The sequence below is a fragment of the Xanthomonas codiaei genome (assembly GCF_002939785.1).
Taxonomy (GTDB): domain Bacteria; phylum Pseudomonadota; class Gammaproteobacteria; order Xanthomonadales; family Xanthomonadaceae; genus Xanthomonas; species Xanthomonas codiaei.
Map to the genome: position 1 here is coordinate 78,135 of NZ_MDEC01000015.1, position 22,108 is coordinate 100,242.

Annotated in this window: 18 protein-coding genes; 5 read left to right on the forward strand and 13 right to left on the reverse strand. The window is 67.5% G+C overall.

Annotated elements, in window-relative coordinates; genetic code table 11:
* Nucleotides 1–86: 86 nt before the first annotated feature.
* The gene (locus XcodCFBP4690_RS12350) at nt 87–2,288 is read right to left on the reverse strand and encodes a TonB-dependent siderophore receptor (RefSeq protein WP_104541213.1); all 2,202 of its coding nucleotides are present in this window, start codon (nt 2,286–2,288) and stop codon (nt 87–89) included.
* 239 nt (nt 2,289–2,527) lie between these two features.
* On the reverse strand, nt 2,528–3,010 hold the full coding sequence (locus XcodCFBP4690_RS12355; RefSeq protein ID WP_104541214.1) for an Lrp/AsnC family transcriptional regulator: 483 nt from the start codon (nt 3,008–3,010) through the stop codon (nt 2,528–2,530).
* A 129-nt stretch (nt 3,011–3,139) separates the two neighbouring features.
* Between XcodCFBP4690_RS12355 and phhA the strand changes: the two genes are divergently transcribed.
* Together phhA and XcodCFBP4690_RS12365 are read left to right on the forward strand one after the other, a co-directional pair.
* The gene (gene phhA / locus XcodCFBP4690_RS12360; RefSeq protein WP_104541215.1) at nt 3,140–4,030 is read left to right on the forward strand and encodes a phenylalanine 4-monooxygenase; all 891 of its coding nucleotides are present in this window, start codon (nt 3,140–3,142) and stop codon (nt 4,028–4,030) included.
* Between the two features lie 356 nt (nt 4,031–4,386).
* Complete coding sequence (locus XcodCFBP4690_RS12365; RefSeq protein ID WP_104541216.1) at nt 4,387–5,031, forward strand: DMP19 family protein; 645 nt, start codon at nt 4,387–4,389, stop codon at nt 5,029–5,031.
* A gap of 480 nt (nt 5,032–5,511) precedes the next feature.
* On the opposite strand, the gene XcodCFBP4690_RS12370 is transcribed toward XcodCFBP4690_RS12365, so the two are convergent.
* From XcodCFBP4690_RS12370 to XcodCFBP4690_RS12415, 10 genes are all read right to left on the reverse strand, one after another.
* Complete coding sequence (locus tag XcodCFBP4690_RS12370; RefSeq protein ID WP_146091890.1) at nt 5,512–6,630, reverse strand: GDSL-type esterase/lipase family protein; 1,119 nt, start codon at nt 6,628–6,630, stop codon at nt 5,512–5,514.
* A gap of 280 nt (nt 6,631–6,910) precedes the next feature.
* Nucleotides 6,911–7,567, reverse strand: coding sequence for an RpiB/LacA/LacB family sugar-phosphate isomerase (locus tag XcodCFBP4690_RS12375; RefSeq protein WP_104541217.1), 657 nt, complete (start codon nt 7,565–7,567; stop codon nt 6,911–6,913).
* Nucleotides 7,568–7,857: 290 nt separating this feature from the next.
* Nucleotides 7,858–8,613: a 2-dehydro-3-deoxy-D-gluconate 5-dehydrogenase KduD gene (gene kduD / locus XcodCFBP4690_RS12380; RefSeq protein ID WP_104541218.1), complete on the reverse strand. Its 756-nt coding sequence runs from the start codon at nt 8,611–8,613 to the stop codon at nt 7,858–7,860.
* A 181-nt stretch (nt 8,614–8,794) separates the two neighbouring features.
* Complete coding sequence (gene kduI / locus XcodCFBP4690_RS12385; protein ID WP_104541219.1) at nt 8,795–9,649, reverse strand: 5-dehydro-4-deoxy-D-glucuronate isomerase; 855 nt, start codon at nt 9,647–9,649, stop codon at nt 8,795–8,797.
* Between the two features lie 519 nt (nt 9,650–10,168).
* Nucleotides 10,169–11,227, reverse strand: coding sequence for a LacI family DNA-binding transcriptional regulator (locus tag XcodCFBP4690_RS12390; protein ID WP_208622735.1), 1,059 nt, complete (start codon nt 11,225–11,227; stop codon nt 10,169–10,171).
* Nucleotides 11,228–11,369: 142 nt separating this feature from the next.
* Nucleotides 11,370–12,953, reverse strand: a complete 1,584-nt coding sequence (locus XcodCFBP4690_RS12395) for a family 43 glycosylhydrolase (protein ID WP_104541221.1) — start codon at nt 12,951–12,953, stop codon at nt 11,370–11,372.
* Between the two features lie 205 nt (nt 12,954–13,158).
* Nucleotides 13,159–14,442: a TRAP transporter large permease gene (locus XcodCFBP4690_RS12400; protein WP_104541222.1), complete on the reverse strand. Its 1,284-nt coding sequence runs from the start codon at nt 14,440–14,442 to the stop codon at nt 13,159–13,161.
* Nucleotides 14,442–14,963, reverse strand: coding sequence for a TRAP transporter small permease (locus XcodCFBP4690_RS12405; protein WP_167394592.1), 522 nt, complete (start codon nt 14,961–14,963; stop codon nt 14,442–14,444). Before XcodCFBP4690_RS12405 ends, XcodCFBP4690_RS12400 begins: the two co-directional genes overlap by 1 nt.
* 10 nt (nt 14,964–14,973) lie before the next feature.
* The gene (locus XcodCFBP4690_RS12410; RefSeq protein WP_104541223.1) at nt 14,974–15,972 is read right to left on the reverse strand and encodes a TRAP transporter substrate-binding protein; all 999 of its coding nucleotides are present in this window, start codon (nt 15,970–15,972) and stop codon (nt 14,974–14,976) included.
* A gap of 37 nt (nt 15,973–16,009) precedes the next feature.
* Nucleotides 16,010–16,831: a 2-keto-4-pentenoate hydratase gene (locus XcodCFBP4690_RS12415; protein WP_104541224.1), complete on the reverse strand. Its 822-nt coding sequence runs from the start codon at nt 16,829–16,831 to the stop codon at nt 16,010–16,012.
* A gap of 137 nt (nt 16,832–16,968) precedes the next feature.
* Here XcodCFBP4690_RS12415 and XcodCFBP4690_RS12420 point away from each other — a divergent pair, with 137 nt between their 5' ends.
* The 3 genes from XcodCFBP4690_RS12420 (at nt 16,969) to XcodCFBP4690_RS12430 (ending at nt 20,636) form a co-directional block, all read left to right on the forward strand.
* Entirely contained in the window at nt 16,969–18,042 is a 1,074-nt protein-coding gene (locus XcodCFBP4690_RS12420) for an alpha/beta hydrolase (protein ID WP_146091891.1), read from the forward strand.
* Nucleotides 18,039–19,667 (forward strand): carboxylesterase/lipase family protein, encoded by a 1,629-nt coding sequence (locus XcodCFBP4690_RS12425; RefSeq protein ID WP_146091892.1) that lies wholly within the window; start codon nt 18,039–18,041, stop codon nt 19,665–19,667. The genes XcodCFBP4690_RS12420 and XcodCFBP4690_RS12425 overlap by 4 nt, the downstream gene beginning before the upstream one ends.
* A gap of 108 nt (nt 19,668–19,775) precedes the next feature.
* Entirely contained in the window at nt 19,776–20,636 is an 861-nt protein-coding gene (locus XcodCFBP4690_RS12430) for a rhamnogalacturonan acetylesterase (protein WP_410049768.1), read from the forward strand.
* A gap of 299 nt (nt 20,637–20,935) precedes the next feature.
* Here the strand turns inward: XcodCFBP4690_RS12430 and XcodCFBP4690_RS12435 are convergent, their stop codons facing one another.
* On the reverse strand, nt 20,936–22,084 hold the full coding sequence (locus tag XcodCFBP4690_RS12435) for an aldo/keto reductase (RefSeq protein WP_167394593.1): 1,149 nt from the start codon (nt 22,082–22,084) through the stop codon (nt 20,936–20,938).
* Nucleotides 22,085–22,108 lie beyond the last annotated feature (24 nt).

The window sequence follows — 22,108 nt, forward strand, 5'->3', positions numbered from 1 at the left end:
GGCCTTGGCGTGTCGTCAACCGCTGGAAACCGCTCCCCGTCGGAGCGGCCCCGGCCGTGCAGCTTTACCGATGTCTCCGCACGCGCTCAATAGTGCCAGCGCAACGACAGGCTGATGAAGCGCGGTTCGCCGTAGTTCTGGTAGTCCAGGTTCGCCCAATAGGTCTTGTCGAAGGCGTTGCGCACCGCCAGCGTGGCGGTCCACTGGTCGCTGATGCGGTAGTTGGCGTTGAAGTGCACCAGCGCGTAGGGGTTCTGCACCACGGTGACCGGGGTGGTGGTGGCGCTGCCATCGCCGGTAGGCCGCGCGATGTTGAAGCCGCGCACCGCACTCTGCCAGCTCACGCCGCCGCCGATGCTCAGCCAGTCCCACGCGCCCGGCAGGCGCCACTGGGTGGAGAGCTGCAGATAGTCTTCGGGCAGGTTGGCGTAGATCGTATCGGTGGGCGCGCGGGTGACCTTGACGTGGGTATAGCCGGCATTGATCGTCCAGCCGGGCAGCACTTCGCCGTTGAAGTCCACTTCCCAGCCGCGGCTCTTGGTGCCGTCCACGCCGATGAAGGCCGAGGTGCCGTCCGGCAGCGAGCCTTCCGGCTGGGTCATGTCGCGCACCGCGAAGTTGTCCTGCCTGGCTTCGAACACCGCCGCGGTGGCCATGGCGCGGCCATCGAGCAACTGCGCCTTGATGCCGGCCTCCAGGTTGGAGCCTTCCACCGGCGCGAGCAGGTTGTTGTCCTTGTCGCGGTAGTTCTGCGGGTTGAAGATTTCGGTGTAGCTGGCATACACCGACACGTCCGGCACGATGTCGTAGACCAGGCCCACATACGGGGTGACTTCATCGCTCACCTCGTAGCGGCCGCTGGTGCCGGTGTAGGCACCGGCCGCATTAAAGGCCTGGGTGCGGGTCTCCCACGAGCTCAGGCGCGCCCCGGCGATCAGCGACAGCGGATCGGCCAGGCGAAACCGCGTTGAGGCGTACACGCCGCGCTGGGTGGTCCGCGCTTCGTTGCGCCGGCCGGTGCGTGCGTAGGTCACTTCGGAAATGTCGCCGTCCCAGTTGCGGATGTTCGGAATGAAATAGCAGCGCTCGCGCACGCCGGTGGGGCTGACGCAGGTGGCCCAGTCGGCGGGATAGGTTTGCGTGGTGGGATAGGCGGTGGACTGCAGGTCCTGCCAACTGCCGCCGATGACCACGTCGTGCTGGCGGCCGAACAGCGAGAAGCCACCGGACAGATACACGTCCACGCCGTCGCGGGCGTCTTCGGTTTCGCCGGCGGCGGTGCGCAGGAACACGCCGCTGCCATCGGCCGCTGGATAACCGGTGCCGTAGACGCGCATGTTCTGCACCTGGCCCTTGGTGTGCGCGTAGTTGACGCGCAGCAGCCAGTCCTCGCCGATGCGTTGCTCGAGGTTGGCGAACGCGGTGCTGGTTTCGCGCTGCCAGCGCGTCCACTTCGGTGCCATGTTGGTCGAGCGCGCCAGGTTGGCGAAGGAGCCGTCGGCGGCGAAGAACGGCACCGTGCCCCAGGTCGAACCGACCGGGGTGTTGTCCTGGCGCTGATAGCCGACGGTGAGCGTGGTGGCCTCGGTCAGGTCGCCTTCCAGTACCGCCATGCCGGACATCTTGCTGTCGTGATAGCGGTCGTAGTAGTAATCGCGGTCCTGCCAGGCGGCCACCACGCGGCTGCGCCAGCGTCCGTCGCTGCTCAGCGGCGCATTGACATCGGCCTGCATGCGACGGAAATCCCAGCGGCCCGCACTCACGGCGAACGAGGCATCGAACTCCTTGCCGGGGCGCTTGCGCAGCAGGTTCACCGTGGCCGAGGGAATGCCCGCACCGGTGAGCAGGCCGTTGGCGCCGCGGATCACTTCGATGCGGTCGTAGAAGACCGTGTCGTATTCCTGATTGGTGGCGCCGCTGTAGGTGGGCAGGCCGTCGACCTGGAAGTCGGTGATCTGGAACCCGCGCGCGAAGTACAGCGGGCGCTGGGTGTCGTAGAACGAGACGTTGACGCCGGTGACGTTGCGCATCACATCGTCGATGCTGAACAGCGATTGTTCTTCCAGCCGCTGCAGGCCGATCACGCTCACCGACTGTGGGGTTTCCTGCAAGGTCAGCGGCAGCCGCGTGGTAGTGGCCGGCTGTGCGCGGCTCACCGTCCCGTTGACGTTGACCTGGTCAAGGGTGGTGGCGTCGGCCAGGTCGGCGGCGTGGACGGCGGGCGCCAGGCTCAGCGCGCACAGCAGTGCGACAGACAGCGGGGTCGGTGAAGGGGTGAGTGCAGGCATTGGTTTCTCGTCGAACGGGCGCGCACGCCAGGCGTGGGCGGCACAGGGGGTCGGGGCGGCGTCGTGCTCAGGCGATGGACTGGCTGGCCTGGCAAGGCTGGCGGATCGACGAGAAGGACATGGCTGGAACGGCCAGATGTTACGCAAATGTAAATCGTTAGCGTTTGCGAGGCAAGGTTTTGCGTGAATCGGCGGCGGCGGGCGATTGCGATGTCCGCGCCCGCTCCCGCGGGTCTCGCTCAGGCCAGATGCGACAGCGGCAGCCCCTCGGGCGCCTTGACCGTGCGCAGCACAAAGCTGGAATTGACGTCGGACACGCCGGTGGCGTTGAGCAGGCGGTCGAGCAGGAAGCGCGAGAAGTGCTCCAGGTCGCGTACTTGCACCTGCAGCAGGTAGTCCATATCGCCGGTCAATGCCCAGCAGGCCACCACTTCATCCCAGCCACGTACGCCATCGGCGAACAGCTCGATATCGGCCTGGCCGTGCTGTTCCAGTTGCACCCGCACGAAGGCCTGCAGCCCCAGCCCCAGCGCACGCGCATCCAGCCGCGCGCCGTAGCCGGCGATGATGCCGGCCGCCTCCAGCCGCTGGGTGCGGCGCAGGCAGGCCGAGGCGGACAAATTCACCTGCATGGCGAGTTCGGCATTGCTGCTGCGCCCCTGCGTCTGCAACAGGGCGAGCAATCGCAGATCGGTGCGGTCCAGGGCGATGGGTTGATCCATATGTTGCGCAGCAGCAGACCAAGACGCATGAATCTTGCGCGCCAGCGGCCGTGCTGCGCAAGATTCGCAACCCTGTTGCGCAGCGCTCCGGTTAAGGTGAAGCCCTGCCGCCACGGACCTTCTGCACGCATGAATACCGCCCCGCGCCGCGTCGAAAACCAGCTCACCGACAAGGGCTACGTACCGGTCTACACCACCGCGGTGGTCGACCAGCCGTGGGACGGCTACAGCGCCGACGACCACGCTACCTGGGGCACGCTGTACCGGCGCCAGCGCGAGTTGCTGGTGGGCCGCGCCTGCGATGAATTCCTGCAGGCGCAGGACGCCATGGGCATGGACGACACGCAGATCCCCCGCTTCGACGCACTCAACGCGGTGCTGCAGGCGGCCACCGGCTGGACCCTGGTGGGCGTGGAAGGCCTGCTGCCGGAACTGGACTTCTTCGATCACCTGGCCAACCAGCGGTTCCCGGTGACCTGGTGGATCCGCCGCCCGGACCAGATCGATTACATCGCCGAACCGGATCTGTTCCACGACCTGTTCGGGCACGTGCCGCTGCTGATGAACCCGGTGTTTGCCGATTTCATGCAGGCCTACGGCCGCGGCGGGGTCAAGGCGCATGGCATCGGCGCGGACGCGCTGCAAAATCTGACGAGGCTCTACTGGTACACGGTGGAATTCGGCCTGATCAACACCGCGCAGGGGCTGCGCATCTATGGCGCAGGCATCGTGTCGTCCAAGGGCGAATCGCTGTATTCGCTGGAATCGGACGCGCCCAACCGCATTGGTTTCGACCTGCAGCGCATCATGCGTACGCGCTACCGCATCGACACCTACCAGAAGACCTATTTCGTCATCGACAGCTTCGCGCAGTTGATGGACGCCACCAGCCCGGACTTCACCCCCATCTACGCCGCGCTGGCGCAGCAGGCGCAGCTGCCGGCCGGCGATGTGCTGGACAGCGACCGGGTGTTCCAGCGCGGCAGCGGCGAAGGCTGGAGCCGCGACGGCGACGTGTGAGGGCGCAAGGCGCCGCTGCTGTGCTGTGCGGCGGCACGCGGCACGCGGCACGCGGCACGCGGCACGCCGGCACTGCAGCTTACGCGCCAGCGCTCTCCCGGCAAGCTGCCGCCGGCTGGGCACGCATGGCGCCTCGCCTGCGGCATCGCGCCGCGCGTTGACGGTCGCATGCGGGACAGGTCCCGGCGCCTGCTGGTTGCCGACGCCGTGCGCGGTGACGCATGCGGAGTCGATCGTTTGCAGACACCGGCCCTGCCGTCTTCCCTGGGGAATTGGACATCGCGTGCAGGCGCAGCGGCTCGACAGCATCGCCACTGCGCACTAAGGTCGGGGTTCCCCACATCGCCTTCGCCCAAATGGACCTGACGCATCTGCGGATCCGGCGCCTGGAGCTGGACGACACCCGCCTGCTGTTCACCCTGGCCAATGGCATGCGCATCGATGAGCCCATCGCGGCCCATCGCCTGCTGCAGCGGGCCGCGCCACCGCAGCGCGCGCACTGGCAACTGACCGACGATGGCTTCGGCGTGAACTGGCCGGCGATCGCACCGCCCACGGCCGACGGCCTGCTCAACATGCCAGAGCTGCTGTGGCGCCGCCGCGCCGCGCGCGCGCAGGCCAAGCTCGCCAGTCTGCGCGGGCGTCCGGACGCGCTGTCGCCCGGCGAGCGCGAACTCATCGCGCTGGCACGGCTGGAGGCGGACATGAGCGAGAGCGGCTACGCCCGCTATTTCGACCGCTGGGACGCTGCGACCCGCAGCGATGCGTTGCGCGGGCTGGCGGCGATGGGCGCGGCGCAGACGCGGCAGGCCATCGAGGGCCTGGGCGCGGTGTTCGAACGCCTGGAAGAAGACCCGGACCTGCTCAGCATCGAAGACATCCTCGATGCGATGAACGAGGCCGACCGCCAGCGCGTGCAAGGCTGGGAAGAGGTGTATTACCGCCGCCTCGGCGACCTGGCGCGGCTGGGATTGACGCACTACGGGGTGGACAAGGCCTGAGCGGCTGCAGGCACTGCGGGCAACGCAGCATGCCTGCGAATCACACGAGACAGCTCGCGCAGCGCAGCCAGACAGCGCACGACGCTCCTGATGCAAGCGCGGGTGTGATCGCACGCAGGCACCCGCCCCGCTTGCGTGCCAACAGCCGGAAGGCACGTTGGATGGCGGCGGCGGATACGGCCAAACGCGAGGCATCGGCAGTGCGCAGCGCCACGCACTCCCACCAGCAACGTCGTACGCATCATGCATCCTGCAAGACGAACATGCTGCAGGCAGACAGCGCATGACGCTTCTGGTGAAAGCGCCACGTGTAATCGCACGCAGGCATCCGCTCCGCTGTACCAACATAGAGCATGTTCGATAGCGGCGATGGCGGCGGATACAGCCAAACGCGAGGCATCGGCAGTGCGCAGCGCCCTGCGCTCCAACCGGCAGCGTCGTACGCATCACGCATCCTGCGCGACGCATACCGTGCAGGGCTCAGCCCGCTGGCTTGACCAGATACGCCAACAGCACGATCAGATCGTCGTCGCCGGTCTGCTGCAGCGCATGCGTGCTCCCCGGCCGCGTAAGCAACGCATCGCCGGCAGCGACCTCGTATTGCTTGCCATCCAGCGCGTACAGGCCCCGGCCGCTGACGATGTAGTAGATCTCGTCCTTGTCGTGCAGGTGCAGGCCGATGCCGGCGCCTTTGTGCAGCACGCGCTTGCGCAGGACGAACTTGAGGTCGGGCGCGTCGGCGAAGAACGGATACGCCGTGGTGGGGCCGGCACCGCCGTGCGGGCCGGGTTGTTCGCGGGCGAGGTCGCGCTCGTGCACCACCAGCGAGGGATGCGCCTGCGCGGCGCGGCGTGCCGCTGTATCGGGCGCTGCACCGCAATCGGCATCGCGGCGCAGCTGTGGCTTGAGTGCTGGTTGCAGCTGCACCCAGCCGTGCACCACCAGGCAGGCGATGGCAGTGGCGCCGGCGCGGCTGAAATGGGTGCCGTCGGCCATGTTCCTTTCGGGCACGAACAGGAAATACGGTTTGGCCGCCTGCTCACCGAGCGCGCGGATCCAGTCGCTGGAGCTGGCGTTGAGATCGATCAGGCCCACCTGTTCTTCGGCAGCCAGGTGCTGCATGGCCAGGGTGTAGCGGCCGTGCGTGTCGAGCAGCGCGCCGAAGTCGTAGAGCAGGCGTGCGGCGGGGGTGATCAGGATGGGGGTGGCGCCGGTGTCGCGTGCGGTGGCAATGAAGCGGCGCAGGAACTGCACGTAGTCGGTGTTCGGATCGGTGTAGCGGCTGGGATCTTCGCGCTTGGCGTCGTTGTGGCCGAACTGGATCAGCAGGATGTCGCCGCGTTGCAACTCTTTTGCGATGGCATCAAGTCGCCCTTCGGCGATGAAACTGCGGGTGCTGCGGCCGCCCTTGGCATGGTTGTGCACCTGCCACTGCGCAGGGTCGAACCAGCCTTGCAGCAGTTGCCCCCAGCCGGCCTGCGGCGCGCGCTCGGGCCCGTACTCGGCGGCGGTGGAATCGCCGGCGATGAAGATGCGTTGTGGCGCGGCCTGAGCAAGGCCGGTGCAAAGCAGCAGCAAGGCAAGGAGCAGCAGACGCATGGTGGCTCCGGGGAGGTGGTAAGTGCACAGCGCTGTTCCTTCTCCCTTTGGGAGAAGGTGCCCGGAGGGCGGATGAGGGTGCGGGTGTACTGAAAATCCTGGACCGCCTTACTGTCGTCTCACGTCTTTATCCGTTTGAGGCAACCGTCTTGCGCCGTACCCTCACCCCAACCCCCACTCCGCGCCCCGGCCCGCGCTGGCAGCGCGGGCGCTCCAAGGCACGCGCGCCAGTGGCGCGCAAACAGTGCCTCCGCGCCCCGCAGGAGAGCGGCGTTAGCCGTTACGCAGCTGCGGCTTCGGGCTTGCCCAGTACACCGGCGACGAAGGCGCGGATCTCGGCGTCCTGGGCATTGTCGAAGAAGCACTGCTGGAAACGCTCGCCGCCGATGGCCTGCTTGATCAGTTCCGGGTCGATGGCGCGCAGGCCGTCCAGGTACGACTTGGCGGTGGCCTGCTTGACCTGGGTCAGGATGCCGGCGTTGGCGACCTGCGATTCACGGCGCTCGGCCGGGTAGCCCATGCCGCGCTCGCCACTGAAGGCCTTTTCGAAGATGTAGCGCACGTTGATCTCCGCGCCCCAGCCGTAGCCCTTGGCGAACGCCAGCGACAGCGCGTTGCCGTTGTTGACCTGGGCGAACAGGTAGGCGTCGGTCGGCTCGATGCAGTAGCCGCAGAACACGCCCGGATGCGCATTGAGCGACATCATGGCGCCCTGGCCGGTGCCGCAACCGGCGACCACGAAGTCCACCGCCTTGGAGTTCAGCAGCAGGCTGGCGACGATGCCCAAGTGGATGTAGGTCAGGCGGTGGTCGTTGTCGCCATCCATGCCGACGTTGAACACGCTGTGGCCCTGTGCGCTGGCGACATCGTTGAGCTGCTGCAGGATCACCGGGTTCTTGGCGGCCTGGCTGAACTCATTCATGAGTGCGATTTTCATGGGAATGCTCCGATTGGGTTGGGGAAGAGTGGTTCGGAAAAGATGGAAGCGATGATGCTGCCGCGAGACGGTTCGATTGCGGTGCCTGTGCGGGGTGCGCTGGAGGTGACCAAGACGCTGCGCGCCGTTGATTGCGGTTCCGGGCGAGGCTGCCCTCATCCGCCCTTCGGGCACCTTCTCCCGCAGGCGGGAGAAGGACACCACATCGCGGCAACGCCGCACATCGCAGCAACGCCACGCGCGGCGGCGGCGCGCGTTGGACGCTGCGCGCCATCGCCGTGCGATCTGGATCAGCGTGCCAGCCAGCCGCCGTCGACCGGAATGATGGCACCGTTGACGTAGTCCGAGGCACTGCTGGCCAGGAACACCGCGGTGCCGCCGAGGTCGGCCGGTACGCCCCAGCGCGCGGCCGGGATGCGGTCCAGGATCGACTGGTTGCGGGCTTCGTCGGCACGCAGCTGCGCGGTGTTGTCGGTGGCCATGTAGCCCGGTGCGATGGCGTTGGTGGTTACGCCCTTGCTGGCCCATTCGTTGGCCAGCAGGCGGGTGATGCCGGCGATGCCGGACTTGCTTGCGGTGTAGGACGGCACGCGGATGCCGCCCTGGAACGACAGCATCGAGGCGATGTTGATGATCTTGCCGCGGCCCTGGGCGATGAAATGGCGGCCGGCGGCCTGCGCCATGAAGAAGGCCGATTTCAGGTTGACGTTAAGCACGTCGTCCCAATCCCGCTCGCTGAAATCGACCGCGTCGGTGCGGCGGATCAGGCCGGCGTTGTTGACCAGGATATCCAGCCCGCCCAGGCCGGCGAGGGTTTCCTCGACGATGCGCTGCACCGGCTCGATGCTGATCAGGTTGGCTTCGATGGCGATGAAGCGGCGGCCCAGCGCCTTGACCTTTTCCTCGGTCTCGGTGGGTGCCTGGATACCGGCGGCGGCGATGTCGGCACCGGCCTCGGCCAATGCCAACGCGATGCCCTGGCCCAGGCCGGTATTGGCACCGGTGACCAGTGCGACCTTGCCTTCGAGACTGAACGGATTGCTCATTACCTTATCGCTCCTGCTGGGTGTATCACGGTGTGAGGGATGGACCGCGCAGCGCGCGGCAGAGTGCGTTGATACCGTTTGGACTGCGGCGTCGCCAACGCCCAAGGTCGAGCGCGCCGACGGTGCCGGTGCCGGCCTGGATCGCAGGCCTCACCGACGCGAACGATGGAAAAAATCTGGTTTATTTGAGCTGGCAGATATCCAGCACGTGCATGTCGGTGTAATCCAGGTTTTCGCCGCCCATCGCCCAGATGAAGGCGTAGTTGCTGGTGCCCGCGCCCATGTGGATGGACCACGGCGGCGACACCACCGCTTCGTTGTTCTGGATCACGATGTGGCGCTGCGCGTCGGGCTCGCCCATGAAGTGATAGACGCGGTCGTTGGCACCGAGATCGAAGTAGAAATACACCTCGCTGCGGCGGTCGTGCAGGTGCGGCGGCATGGTGTTCCAGACGCTGCCCGGCTTGAGCACGGTCAGGCCCAGCAGCAGCTGCGACGACTGGCAGGTGGCCGGCACGATGTACTGGTAGATGGTGCGCTCGTTGCTGGTTTCCAGCGCGCCACGCTCCAGTGCCACCGCGTCCTTGATCGACAGCTGCTTGGTGTCCAAGCGCGCATGCGCCGGCGTGGAGGCCAGGTAGAACTGCGCCGGGTTGGCCGCATCGGCCGAGGCGAAACTGACCTCGGTGCTGCCCATTGCCACGTACAGCCCGTCCTTCGGTCCCAGCGTGTAGACGGTGCCGTCCACGGTGACCGTGCCGGTGCCGGCACCCACGTTGATCACACCGAGCTCGCGCCGTTCCAGGAACGGGTGGCCCGCTGCGGACGCCGGTTCGGTCTGCCTGGGCAGCTCCAGCGTCTTGCCGACCGGCGCGGCGCCACCGAGCACGAAGCGCTCGTAGTGGGTGTACTTGAGGGTCACCGCATCGTTCACGAACAGGCCGTCGAGCAGATAGAGCTCGCGCAGGTCGTCGTTGCTGGCGCCCTTGATGGCGTCGGGATGGGTGGCGTAATGGGTTTTGCAGTACAGGGACATGCGCCTCTCCGGTGACAAGCGGGTGGGGTCGTGGGCTTGCACCGGGCCATTCTACCGACTCTGGTTAACCGGTGTCATTGCGCAGTGCACGAAAGACGGTGTCGGTGGCTTTGGTCCCTTCTCCTATCGGGAGAAGGTGGCGCGTAGCGCCGGATGAGGGTGCGAGGCTGCGCACGGCGTTGGGTGTGCGGCTCGATTGGTCGGGTAGAAGCTCGTGTGCGCCTCCTACGTCAGCTCGTGGCTGAGCTTTTTGGAGGGCTGTCTGCCGCCGTACCCTCACCCCCTCACCCCAACCCCTCTCCCGCAGGCGGGAGAGGGGCTTCACGGCAGCGACCGGCGGACTGCCTTCCCCCGCCTGCGGGGGAAGGTGCCCGAAGGGCGGATGGGGCAAGCTGTTGGCCGATCGAGCCAGCTGTTCTCACCCTGTCGGGCACGACGCCCTGCAAGGTGGAGCAGAAGGCCGGCACCGCGGGGCGCGGCGCGTGGCCCTCACTCTTCCGGCGCGGCACGGCGCGGCGCTCAATCTTCCGGCGGTTGGCAGGAGTCGCGCACGATCAGGTGCGGGCGCACGCTGGCGGTGGGCAGCTGCGGGGCGTTGTCGGGCTGGATCAGCATCGCGGCGGCAGTACGCCCGGTGTCACGGGTGTGTCGGCGCACCGAGGTCAGCGGCGGCCACAGGCGCGAGGCCAGCGAGCTGTCGTCGTAGCCGATCACCGACAGCTGGCGCGGGATGCTGATGCCGGCGCGCAAGGCCACCTTGTAGATACCGGCGGCCATTTCGTCGTTACCGGTGAAGATGGCGGTGGGGCGCTTCTTGCCCAGCAGCAGCTTTTCGGCCGCGGCCACGCCCGATTCGAAGGTGTAGCCCGCCTCCACGATGCGTTCGGGCGGCAACTCGATGCCGCGCCGGCTCAAGGCGTCGGCAAAGCCGGAGGTGCGCTCGATCGAAGACCGGTAGGCGCTGGGACCGGTGACCAGGGCGATGTCGCGATGGCCGAGCGAGAGCAGATAGTCGGCCGCCTCGGCGGCGCCATCGCGGTCGTGGGTGATCACCGTCTGCGAGGTGGTGTCCAGCGCGATCGAGGCGATGCGGGTGTAGCGGCAGCCGATCTCGGCGAGCATGTCGGCCAGCGCCTGGTCTTCGGAGGCACGCGGTACCAGGATCACCCCGTGCAGCTTCTGCGCCTGGGCGAAGCGGCGCACGCCTTCGATGTAGCCGGGGCTGCGGCTGTCGCAGGGGTGCACCACCAGCTCGAAACTGGAACCGCGCAGCGCGTCCAGCGCGCCGTACTGCATGTCCACGATGTATTGCGCGGTAGGGTTGTCGTAGACCATGCCGATCAGGAACGAGCGCCGGAAGGCCAGCCCGCGCGCCAGCGGGTCGGGTGCATAGCCGACCTCGCGCATCAGCGCCTCGACCTTTTCGCGGGTGTCCTGCCGCACCAGCGGCGAGTTGTTGATGATCCGCGAGACGGTCTTCTTCGACACGCCCGACATCCGCGCGATGTCGTTGATCGTGGCGACCTTGCCCTTCGGCAGGCCGGGCATTCCCTCTTCAGGCATCTTGCGGGCGGGCATAGCGGTCAACCAGTGAAGTTGATTGGATTCTACCGGCCCTGGGGCCGGCAGACCTGAGCGAGGCCTGCCGCTGCACCGCACCTGCCGGGGCCGTACCTGCCGCAGCGGACAGCGCGGCGGCATGCCCGGCGGTGCAGGACGGTCAGTCCAGGGCGCGGTAACGGAAGTTGCGGAACTCCACCTGGCCGTTACCTGCGGCATACAGCGCCGGCTTCAGGGCCAGGAACTTGCCGGCCACGTTGTGGTGGTAGCCGGACACTTCCATCTGCACCGGGTATTTGGTCCAGGCCTTGCCGTCGGTGCTGCTGTGGATGGTGACGATGTGGCGGTTGTTGGTGACCCGCAGCCACAGCGTGCCGCCGGTGCTGCTGGGCGCCAGCTTGGCCGGGCGCTCCTCGCCGTAGCGGTGCATGACGAAGTTTTCGCCATTGCTGCCCACCCCGGCGTAGAGCTTGTCGCTGTAGAACAGCAGCGCCCCACCCTGCCCGCCCGGGCTCACCGTCATCTGCACCTCGAACTGGTAGGCCGGGTCGGTGGCGATCACCGTCAGCGGCGAGGCATCGCGCGGCGCGCTGCCCTTGCCCTGCAGCCGCAATACGCCATCGCCCACCTGCAGGCGCCTGGCCTCGTCGGCGGCCGGATTGAAGAACGCCCACTGCGGGCCGAGCGTGCTGGCGCGGAAGTCGTCCGACAACGCCAGCCCGTGTTGCAGGGCCTGGCCGCTGGGCTTCTTCAGCGGTTTGCCCAGGTCCCCACCCTTGGCGACGAACCAGCCATCGGGCGTCCATTCGATCGGGTCCAGCAGCGCCTGCCGGCCCAGCGTCCAGAAGCCGTGTTCGTAGCCGTGGTAGAGCATCCACCAGCGCTTGTCGGTGCCTTCCACCAGGGTGGCGTGGCCGCGCGACCACCATGGCTCGTCGGCGCTCTTGGTGCGGGTGATCGGGTTGTTGGGCGCGTTCTGCCAGGGGCCATGGATGGAGCGCGAGCGCGCAGTGATCACCATGTGCCCGGTGGGCGGGCCGGCGGTGCCGCCCACCGCGGTGGTCATGTAGTACCAGCCGTTGTGGCGGGTGATCTTGGGGCCTTCCTGCGCGTAGCCTTCCACGTCCCAGCTTTTCGGGTACTTCCAGCCGTCGTAGACGTGCTTGGGCGTGCCGACCACCTTCAGGCCGTCGTCGGAGAGCTGCACGTAGTCGCCGCCGCTCAGGAACAGGTAGCGCTTGCCGTCTTCGCCCACCGCATGGCCGGGGTCGATGTACTTGCCAAGACCGATGTCGATCGGCTTGCTCCACGGGCCGGCGATGTCATCGGCCCACACCACGAAGTTGCTGCGCTCGCCCTGGTCGCCGCGCCGGGCCGGGAAATAGATGTAGTAGCGCTTGCCGTGCTTGATCAGGTCCGGCGCCCAGATCGCGCCCACGTTCTGGGTGATGGCGTGGCCCAGCGGCTGCCAGTTGACCAGGTCGCGCGAATGCCAGATCGGCAGGCCAGGATAGGCATCGAACGACGACAGCGTGAGGTAGTAGTCGTCGCCGTCCTTGAGCACCGAGGGATCGGGGTGATCGCCGGCCAGCACCGGATTGAGGTAGGTGCCATTGCCCTGATCGGCGATGCGTTGGTTTTCGATGCCGCGCTTCCAGGCCGCCGCGCCGCTCAGGCCCGCGCACAACAGCAGTCCGCCGGCCAGCAGCCAACGCCATCGGGGTGAGGTGGTACGTACACGCATGCTCTCTCCTGGTCCCCGCGCTGCGGGGCGATACGGTTGCCGGTGGCAATGCCACCGGTTAACCAGATGAGGCGGAACCCTCCCGCCGACAGCGATGCCATGTGCCCTGGACGCGGCATCGCACGCGGCCGGCAGACGGAGGGACCGCAACGGCGCCCAGGCCGCCGCGATCGCCCGTGCGCCGGGCACGCAATCGCTCAGCTCCTCATGCGCGCAACGCGCGCGGCAACCACAACGACAATTCGGGGAAGAACGCCACGATCAGCAGCACGCACAGCGCCGCCAGCCAGAACGGCCAGATGGTGCGCATGCTCTGGGCGATGGTGATCTGCCCGATGGAGGTGCCGATGAACAGCACCGAGCCGATCGGCGGGGTGATCAGGCCGATACCGCCGGCCAGCACCATCACCAGGCCGAAGTGGATCGGGTCGATGCCATAGGCCTTGACCACCGGCAGGAAGATCGGCGTGCAGATCAGGATCTTCGGCGCCAGGTCCATGAACATGCCCAGCAGCAGCAGCATCACCACGATCATCAGCAGCACGGTGTTCTTGCTGTCGGCGATGGCCTGCAGGAACTTCACCGCCGCCGCCGGCACCTGCAGGTAGGCCAGCAACCAGCCGAACACCGCCGCAGTGGCGATCACGAACAGGATCACGCCGGTCGTGCGCGCGGCATGCGTGACGGCGGCGAAGAACTCGGCCCAGCGCAGCTGGCGATACAGCAGCGCGGTAACGATCAAGGCGTACACCACCGCGATCGCAGCGCTTTCCACCGCGGTAAAGATGCCGGCGCGGATACCGATGAAGATCAACGCCACCAGGCCCAGGCCCGGCAATGCACCGATCAGGCGCAGGGCCACCGCACGCCAGCCGGGAAACGGCTCGGTGCCATAACCGCGATGGCGCGCCACCGCGTAGCCGGTGACCATCATCGCCGCGGTCATCAGCAACGCGGGGACGATGCCGGCCGCGAACAGGTCGGCGATCGACAGGCCGCCACCGGCCGCAGCCGAGAACAGGATCAGGTTATGCGAGGGCGGCACCAGCAAGGCCACCAGCGCCGCGGTCATGCTCACGTTCACCGCGTAATCGCGGTCGTAGCCGCGCTTGATCATCTGCGGAATCATCGTGCCGCCCACTGCCGACACGTCGGCGATGGCCGAGCCGGAGACGCCGCCGAAGAACAGCGACGACAGCACGCTGACCTGGCCCAGGCCACCGCGCACACGCCCCACCAGGGACGAAGCCAGCGCGATCAGGCGTTCGGAAATGCCACCGCGCAACATCAGCTCGCCGGCGAAGATAAACAGCGGAATCGCAATCAGCGAGGCCGAGCCGCTACCGGCGGAGATCTGTTGCACCAGCACCACGGTGGGCAGGTCCAGATACAGCAACGTGGCCAGTGCAGCCGCGCCCAGCGCGTAGGCGACCGGCACGCCGATCAGCAGCAGCACCACGAAGGTACCCAACAACATCGCGATACCCATCAGCGCACTCCTGCAGTGTGGACCGGGCGCAGCACACGCCACAACTTGTACAAGGCAAACACCACCATCAGCGCACCGCCGATCGACAGCGGCAAGTAGTTGATGCTCTGCGGCATCTGCGCGCCGGCCATCTTGATGTCCAGGCCATCGAGCAGCAGCGCCGCGCTCCACCACGCCAGCACCGCACCGATGGCGATGATCATCAACGGGCGTATCACTTCGAAGATCCGGCGCACCAGCGGCGGCACGTGCTCGCCCAGCAGGTAGAAGCCGAAATGGCGGTTGGTATGCACGCCGGCGGCAGCGCCCAGGCTCAGCGCGGTACTCAGCAGCAACAGCGTCACCGGCTCGGTCCAGCTGGGAGAGTCGTTGAGCACGTAGCGGGTGAATACCTGCCAGCCCTGCACGACCACCAGGCCCAGCAACGCGATGGATGCCACGCCAACGGCGGTATCGGAAACGCGGTCCAGCGCGCGCTGCATCGGCGCGACCGGGACGGCAACGGTATCGGGTTCGGTCATCGGGACACCTCTATGCAAAATCGCGGATGCGGCGGTACAGCGCTTCGATCTCCGGCTGCTTGCGGTATTCGGCCAGCAGCGGCGCGGCGGCGGCGCGGAACGCCGGCATGTCGACCTGATTGAGCTTGACGCCGTAATCGATCACCTGCTGGCGCGCGACCGTCTCGGACGCATCCCACAACTCGCGCATCACCGGCACCGACGCGCGCGCCAGTTCCACCACCAGGCCGCGATCGGCCGCGCTCAGCGACTCGAAGCTCTGCCGCGACATCACCAGGATGTCCGGTGCGTAGGAATGCTCGCTCTGCGACCAGTACCGTGCCGCTTCGAAGTGCCGGCTGGACTGGAAGCTGCGCATATTGTTTTCCGCACCGTCGATCATGTGCGTTTCCATCGCCGAGAACGTCTCGCCCAGCGACATCGGCGTGGGGTTGGCGCCCAGCATGCGCATCAGCTTGAGGAAGATGTCCGACGAGGCCACGCGCAGCTTCAGACCCTTGAGGTCTTCCGGGCGGTGCAGCGGATGCTTGGTGTTGTAGAAGCAGCGCGCACCCGAATCGTAGATCGCCAGGCCCACCAGGCCGCGCTGTTCGAAGCTGCGCAGCACGCTGTCGCCCACATGCCCGTCGATGGCACGGCGCAGATGCGGCACCGAATCGAACACGTACGGCAGGCATAGGGCTTGGGTCAACGGAAAGGTGTTGTTCAACGCGCCCGAATAGACGCGGGTGATATCGATGGCGCCGAAGCGCGCCATGTCGATCGCTTCCGACTCGCGGCCCAACTGGCCGGAGTGGTACTGGCGCAGCTTGAGCCGGCCGTTGGTGCGGGCTTCGAGCTGCTTGCCGAACCAGCGCACCGCTTCCACGGTGGGGTAGTCACCCACGTGCACGTCGGTGGCGGTCAGCAGCTGGCCGCCGGGAATCGGCGTGGTGGCGCCGGCGCCCAGCCAGGGGCCGGCAGCGGCGGCACCGAGCCCGGCACCGAGGAAATGTCTGCGTGTGATCATTGGCGCCCTCCCAAGCGTCTGGTCACGGGGTCCGCGCTCAGCTGGCGGACACGGCCGTACAGGAAATGTCGCCGATGCCGGCGAAGCGAATCAGGGCATGCTGTCCCACTTCGATGTCGTGGATACCGGTGGCATTGCCGGTGGCAATGAGATCACCGCGCTTGAGCGGACGCCCGCGCTGGGCCGAACGGCTGAGCGCGAATGCGTAGGCCGCGCGCAATCCACCGGGCAGCGTGGTGGCGCCTCCGGTTCCGACGACCTGGTCGTCGATCAGCGTTTCGGCAGTCAGTTCGGTCTCCTCGCGGCCCAGCCAGTCGGTGACTTCCGGCCCCAGGATCAGCCCGTTGTTGTTGCCGAAATCGGAGATCACCACTCGCGGCCCCAGCTTGTTGATGGTCGCCAACGGGCTGCTGGCGATCTCGACCCCGATGAACAGCTTCGCCGGCAGTGCAGCGGCCTCGTCCGGGGTGTATCGCGTCTTGCCGCCGGGGGCATCGGCTTCCAGGCGCAGCACGTATTCGGCTTCCACCGCGCCGAAGCCGCCGACATAGATCGGGAACTCGGTTGTTCCACCGGTAGCATTCCAGAGCTTCTGAGAGAAGATCGGACCCAGCAGCCGTTCGTCGCCGGAGGCATCGCGGCGCTCGGCGGCGATGTAGCCCACCTTCCAGCCGACCACCTGGTCATGCCACTGGCTGATGGCGATGTCCTGCACCTGGTAGGCGGTGACCAGGTCGGCGGGGATTTGCCCGGGAAAATCGGCTAGCGATGCCCCGGCACGGCGTGCCTCCACAAAGCGCTGGGCGATGTCGGACAGCGCGGATGTGGACGTTGGCGGGGTGGCGGCGTCGTTGCTCAAGGGTGTCTCCCTGATGGATGTTTTGTTGCACTGCCAATCGACAGCGGCACGGTGTGCTGTATATGGTAAACCGGTGTCATTGGCAATGTGCAGTGCGGCATTGTGACCGCGATTGCGAAGCGACCCTGGGAGGGGCGATGCGACAGACAAGCCATCAACGCCATGGCCGCGAGCCGTTACACCGGCTGCGCCGGAGCCTTGCGCTGGTCTTGGGTGCCCTGATGCTGACCGCCATGCCCGCCTGGACGGCCGAGGCGGCCAGCGCCGATACAGCGGCCGAGCAGGCCAGCCGGATCGCACTCTGGCCGGCCGGCATGGCACCGGGAGACACCGCGCTGGCGCAGCCGCAGCGCATCGTGGACCGCAGCAGCGATGCCGCCCGCCCTGACCGCTACATCCAGTCCATCAGCCAGCCCTATCTGGTGGTGTACCGGCCCAGGCAGCCCAACGGCACTGCGCTGCTGGTCACCCCGGGCGGCGGCTACCAGCGCATCGTGCTGGACAACGAAGGCAGTGCACTGGCGCCTGGCTTTGCCGACCAGGCCGGCATCACCCTGTTCGTGCTGCGCTACCGGTTGCCGGGCGAAGGCCATCCGAACGGCGCCGACGTACCGCTGGCCGACGCCCAGCGTGCGCTGCGGCTGATCCGCGCCAACGCGGCGCGTTACGGCATCGATGCACACCGGGTCGGGGTGATGGGGTTTTCGGCCGGTGGCCATGTCGCCGCCAGCCTGGGCACGCGCTATGCCGCACAGGTGTACCCGGCGCAGGATGCCGCCGATGCCTTGAGCGCCCGGCCGGACTTCCAGCTGCTGATCTACCCGGTGATCGACATGGACAGCGCCAACGCGCATCCGGGCTCGCGGCAGCGCCTGCTCGGCAGCGCGCCCAGCGCTGCGCAGGTGCGCGCCTACTCTCCGCAGCTGCACGTGGACGCGCGCACGCCGCCGGCCTTCCTGTTGCATGCGCAGGACGACAGTGTGGTGCCGGTGCGCAACAGCCTGCTGATGCACGACGCACTGCTGCGCGCCGGAGTGCCCAGCGAGCTGCATGTGTTTGCGCAGGGCGGCCATGGCTTCGGCACCGAGCGCATCGCCGGGCTGACCCTGGCCGCCTGGCCGCAGCTGGCGCAGGCCTGGATTGCCCATATCACCACGCCACCGGCATCGGCGGCATCGGCGGCATCGGCGAAGAAGGATGCCGGGCGATGAGCGCACCGCGCGCGCCCGACCCGCGCCGCCGCACGCTGCTGCGCGGTGGCCTGCTTGCAACCGCCGCAGCCGCCTTGCCCGGCGTTGCCGCAGCCGCCGCGGCGCCAGCACCACCACGCGAGGACAGCGCGCCGCTGGCACACCTGCGCAGCGGCACCGTGCGCGGCCTGCGCGATGCCGGCATCTGCGTGTTCAAGGGCATCCCGTACGGCAGCGACACCGGCGCGCGGCGCTTCCAGGCCCCGCTGCCGGAAGTGCCCTGGCAGGGCGTGCGCGATGCCACCGGCTTCGGCGCCGCCGCCCCGCAATCCAAGGCCAGCGAACCGAGCAGCGAAGACTGCCTGTTCCTCAACGTGTGGACGCCGGCCCTGCGCGATGGTGGCCGGCGGCCGATCCTGTTCTATATCCACGGCGGCGGCTACACCACAGGCTCGGGCAGCGACCCGCTCTACGACGGCGTGCGCCTGTGCAAACGCGGCGATGTGGTGGTGATCACCGTCAATCACCGGCTCAACCTGTTCGGCTACCTGTCGCTGGCGCAACTGGGCGATGCCAGCTTTGCCGATTCGGGCAATGCCGGCCAGCTGGACCTGATCCAGGCGCTGCACTGGGTGCGCCAGCATGCGGCCGAATTCGGCGGCGACGCCGGCAATGTCACCGTCTTCGGCCAATCCGGCGGCGGCGCCAAGATCGCCACGCTGATGGCGATGCCGGCCGCACGTGGCTTGTTCCACCGCGCCTGGACCATGAGCGGCCAGCAGGTCACCGTGGCCGGCCCGCGTGCGGCCAGCCAGCGCGCGCAGCTGCTGCTGGACGCGCTGAAACTGACACCTGGCGACCTGCCGCGGCTGCGCACGTTGCCGGTGGCGCAGCTGTTGGCCGCCGCCGCGCAGGTGCGCGACCCCTCGCGGGTGGAAAATAGCGCGCTGTATTTCGGCCCGGTGCTGGATGCGCGCAACGTGCCGGTGCATCCGTTCTGGCCCACCGCGCCGCTGCAGTCTGCTGGCATTCCGATGGTGATCGGCAATACCCGCGACGAGACCCGCGCGTTTCTCGGCAACGATGCGAAAAACTTCGCGCTGAGCTGGGACGAATTACCGGCCAGGCTGGAAGCCCAGCAATACGTGGACCTGTTGCCGCAGGTAGTGATCGCCGAATACCGCCGGCTGTATCCACACTACACGCCGTCGCAGGTGTTCTTCGCCGCCACCACGGCCGGACGCTCCTGGCGTGGGGCGGTCGAGGAGGCCGAAGCGCGCGCACGCCAGGGCGCGCCCACCTGGGTCTATCAACTGGATTGGGGCTCGCCACTGGATGGCGGCAAGTTCGGCGCCTTCCACACGCTGGATATCCCGCTGGTGTTCGACACCATTGCGCAGCCCGGTTCGCGTACCGGCAACAGCCCTGCCGCGCAGCAGATGGCCGAGCAGATGAGCAGCGCCCTGCTCGCGTTCGCGCGCCATGGCGACCCCAATCAACGCGGCCTGCCGCGCTGGGAGCCGTATTCGCTGGAGCACCGCGAGACCTTGCTGTTCGACGTGCCCAGCCGGCTGGCCCTGGACCCCCGCGGCGGCGAGCGACGGCTGTATCAGCAAGCCCCCTTCATCCAGCGCGGCACGTTCTGACCGCCTTTCCTCGACGGTGATCCCATGCGTTTGTGTTCTCTTGTTGCGCCGCTGTTGGTGTTTGCACTGGCTGCGGCCAGCGTGCCGATTGCAGCCGCTGCCGCTGGCATGGGCAGCACAGCTGCGGTGGCACCTGCGTTCGCCGCCAGCAAGATCGTGCTGGTCGGCGATTCCACCACCGCCGTGCAGGGTGGCTGGGGGCCGAGTTTTTGCGCGCAGCATGTGACCTCGTTCCTGAGCTGCGTGAACCTGGCACGCGGCGGCCGCAGCACGGCCAACTACCGCGCAGAAGGCTCGTGGGAGCTTGCGCTCAAGGAGTTGCGCAGCGGCGGCTATCGACAGGTGGTGGTGCTGATCCAGTTCGGCCACAACGACCAGCCAGGCAAGCCGGGGCGTTCGACCGACCTGGCGACCGAGTTTCCTGCCAATCTGCGCCGCTATGTGGCCGAGGCGCGTGCCGCCGGCGCCATGCCGGTGCTGGTGACGCCGTTGACGCGCCGGCAGTTCGAACGCGGCCAGCTGCTGGACGACCTGGGCCCCTGGGCGGAGGCCACGCGTGCGGTGGCGCGCGAACTACAGGTGCCACTGATCGACCTGCACGCGCGCAGCCGCGCGCTGGTGCAGGGCATGGGCCCGGTGCTGGCCATGCGGCTGGCGCAGCGCCCGGCCGACCCGCAGCAGGTGATCGCAGCGCAATCGGGCACCACCATCGGCAAGACGCCGGCGCAAACGCTGCCGTCATCGTCATCGCCATCGCCATCGTCGAAAATGCCTGAAGCCGCCAGCGTGCCTGCAGCCACCGCGACTGCCACTGCACAGGACAATGCCAGTGCAGAACCGATGGGCCAGGCCAAACTTGCCTTCGACTACACGCATCTTGGCCCCGAGGGCGCGGATGTCTTTGCGGCGATCATTGCCGACGAGTTGGCAAGACACGTGCCTGCCTTGCGGCCGCTGTTGATTCCGTGATGCGTGGCGGCTAGCTGCGCTTGGCATGATCGGGAACTTGACGCGCAATGACGCTGCAGTCGTTCCCGGGCGTGCAGAGCGGGGTTGGCGCAATCGACTGCTCATCGCGGGCGTGGTCGCTTGTTCCGCACCCTCATCCGCCCCTTCGCTGCACCTTCTCCCCGATGAAGGGGACAATATCCCGGTAGGAGAAGGAAATGCAGCGAGGCTGCGCCTTGTTGGACGCATCGCACGAGCACCTGCCACGCCCGCCCTGGCCGCCACGCAGATGTTTGAACAGGCGGTCCAGGCATCATCCCTCAATGCGCAACGGGCACCGGCGCATCCGCCTCGATCACGCCTTCGCGCTTGAGCTCCTCCCACACCGCCGCCGGAATCGCCACGCGCATCGATGCTGCATTGGCGCTGGCCTGTTCGGCCGTGCGGGCACCCGGAATCACTGCCGACACCACCTTCGGGGCAGCCGCGAACTGCAGCGCTAAGGTACGCAGATCCACACCATGCCGCTCGCAGATCGCCATCGCCTTCTGTCGTTTGGCCGGCGCCCATTGCGGCACGGTGCCATCGTAGAGATAGCGCTCGCGCCCGGCCAGATAACCGGCCAGCAGTGGCGCACCCACCACCACCGAGGCGCCATGCCTGGCGATCTTCGGAAAGGTGTCGTGCAAGGCCTGCGCGTGGTCGAGCAGCGAGTATTGGCAGGCCAGCAGGAAAATGTCCGGGTCGGCCTCTTCGATCGCGCGTAATGCAGGCTCGGGGCGATTGACGCCAAAGCCCCAGGCCTTGATCAGGCCCTCCTTGCGCATCCTGGTCAGCTCCGGCATCGCACCCCTGGCCGCTTCGGCGAAGCGCTGCTCCCAGGGCATGCCCAGGTCTTTTTCGTTGTCCGGCGACAGGTCGTGGATGTAGACGATATCGATCTGCGACACGCCCAGGCGCTGCAGGCTGTCTTCGATCGAACGCCGCACGCCGGCGGCACTGTAGTCGTAGCGGTAGTCGAATGGCGAGGGCTGCACCCACATCGTCTTGGGCGGCTTGCTGGTGGCGGTGAGCAACCGCCCGACCTTGGTGGAGAGCACGTAGTCCGCGGCACGATGGGTGTGCAGATGGCGGCCCATGCGCCGTTCCGACAGGCCCAGCCCGTACCACGGCGAGGTATCGAAATGACGTACGCCCGACTCCCACACCGCCGCCAGGGTCTGCTCGCTCTGCGCATCGCTGGTGGGCGCAAACCCGTTGCCGATCGCCACACCGCCGAAGCCAAGCCGCGTGCCCGGTCGATAGCGCACGGTCTTGTCGGGCGGATTGGTCGGCAGCGACGCGGCTGTGGCCTTGCCGCGCGTGGGTATCACGCTGCCGGGTGCAGCTGGCTTGGCCATCAGCGGGGCAGCGGCCAGGGCCGCGGTGCCGGCAACGGCGGCGGAGAGGAATTGGCGACGGGTGTTCATGGAAACTCCTGGCAACAACGCAAG

Coding starts and splice junctions, on each gene's coding strand:
- XcodCFBP4690_RS12350 (WP_104541213.1), bottom strand. CDS start 2,288: ATGCCTGCACTCACCCCTTCACCGACCCCGCTGTCTGTCGCACTGCTG.
- XcodCFBP4690_RS12355 (WP_104541214.1), bottom strand. CDS start 3,010: ATGGATCAACCCATCGCCCTGGACCGCACCGATCTGCGATTGCTCGCC.
- phhA (WP_104541215.1), top strand. CDS start 3,140: ATGAATACCGCCCCGCGCCGCGTCGAAAACCAGCTCACCGACAAGGGC.
- XcodCFBP4690_RS12365 (WP_104541216.1), top strand. CDS start 4,387: ATGGACCTGACGCATCTGCGGATCCGGCGCCTGGAGCTGGACGACACC.
- XcodCFBP4690_RS12370 (WP_146091890.1), bottom strand. CDS start 6,630: ATGCGTCTGCTGCTCCTTGCCTTGCTGCTGCTTTGCACCGGCCTTGCT.
- XcodCFBP4690_RS12375 (WP_104541217.1), bottom strand. CDS start 7,567: ATGAAAATCGCACTCATGAATGAGTTCAGCCAGGCCGCCAAGAACCCG.
- kduD (WP_104541218.1), bottom strand. CDS start 8,613: ATGAGCAATCCGTTCAGTCTCGAAGGCAAGGTCGCACTGGTCACCGGT.
- kduI (WP_104541219.1), bottom strand. CDS start 9,649: ATGTCCCTGTACTGCAAAACCCATTACGCCACCCATCCCGACGCCATC.
- XcodCFBP4690_RS12390 (WP_208622735.1), bottom strand. CDS start 11,227: ATGCCCGCCCGCAAGATGCCTGAAGAGGGAATGCCCGGCCTGCCGAAG.
- XcodCFBP4690_RS12395 (WP_104541221.1), bottom strand. CDS start 12,953: ATGCGTGTACGTACCACCTCACCCCGATGGCGTTGGCTGCTGGCCGGC.
- XcodCFBP4690_RS12400 (WP_104541222.1), bottom strand. CDS start 14,442: ATGGGTATCGCGATGTTGTTGGGTACCTTCGTGGTGCTGCTGCTGATC.
- XcodCFBP4690_RS12405 (WP_167394592.1), bottom strand. CDS start 14,963: ATGACCGAACCCGATACCGTTGCCGTCCCGGTCGCGCCGATGCAGCGC.
- XcodCFBP4690_RS12410 (WP_104541223.1), bottom strand. CDS start 15,972: ATGATCACACGCAGACATTTCCTCGGTGCCGGGCTCGGTGCCGCCGCT.
- XcodCFBP4690_RS12420 (WP_146091891.1), top strand. CDS start 16,969: ATGCGACAGACAAGCCATCAACGCCATGGCCGCGAGCCGTTACACCGG.
- XcodCFBP4690_RS12425 (WP_146091892.1), top strand. CDS start 18,039: ATGAGCGCACCGCGCGCGCCCGACCCGCGCCGCCGCACGCTGCTGCGC.
- XcodCFBP4690_RS12430 (WP_410049768.1), top strand. CDS start 19,776: ATGGGCAGCACAGCTGCGGTGGCACCTGCGTTCGCCGCCAGCAAGATC.
- XcodCFBP4690_RS12435 (WP_167394593.1), bottom strand. CDS start 22,084: ATGAACACCCGTCGCCAATTCCTCTCCGCCGCCGTTGCCGGCACCGCG.